The sequence below is a fragment of the Psychrobacter sp. 1U2 genome, from assembly GCF_051847575.1.
Window position 1 is genome coordinate 1 of sequence record NZ_JBPYDC010001492.1, and the last position, 590, is coordinate 590.

The 590-nt window shown below is 43.7% G+C and carries 1 protein-coding gene; it reads left to right on the plus strand.

Going from position 1 to position 590, the window contains the following annotated elements:
- Positions 1–590 (plus strand): type VI secretion system contractile sheath domain-containing protein (locus ACS8FD_RS22800; protein ID WP_439277533.1); only part of this gene is annotated, 590 nt, incomplete at both ends.

Genomic DNA, 590 nt, shown 5'->3' on the forward strand with positions numbered 1-590 from the left:
CAATAAAAGTAACGTTGCCAAGTCCGATGATGAAAAGAACCGCGCGAAGTCGCAAATCGCAGAGCTGGCCAATGAAGTTATGCAAGGCACAGTAACATTATCAGATAATCTATCGGCATCAATTGACGCGCGTATTGCTCAGATTGATGCGCTGATCTCTAAGCAGTTGACTACGGTTATGCATGCTCCTGAGTTTCAGAAGCTAGAGTCTAGCTGGCGCGGTCTACATTATCTATGTAGCCAAACGCCATCAGAATCCATGCTTAAGATACGCATGATGAACACCACCAAGCGCGAGCTTACCAAAGACTTTCAATCTTCGATAGATTTTGATCAAAGCACGTTGTTCAAAAAGATATATGAAGAAGAGTTCGGTAGTTTTGGCGGCGAACCCTATGCAGCAATCGTTGGCGATTTTGAGTTTACTCGCCAAAACTCCGATATGTATCTGCTTGAGCAATTGTCTCATGTGGCAGCAGCTTCTCATGCACCATTTGTATCGGCTGCATCAGCTGAGATGTTTGGATTAGATTCATTTACTGACATCGGACGCCCTAGAGATTTATCCAAAATATTTGAAACGGCAGAAT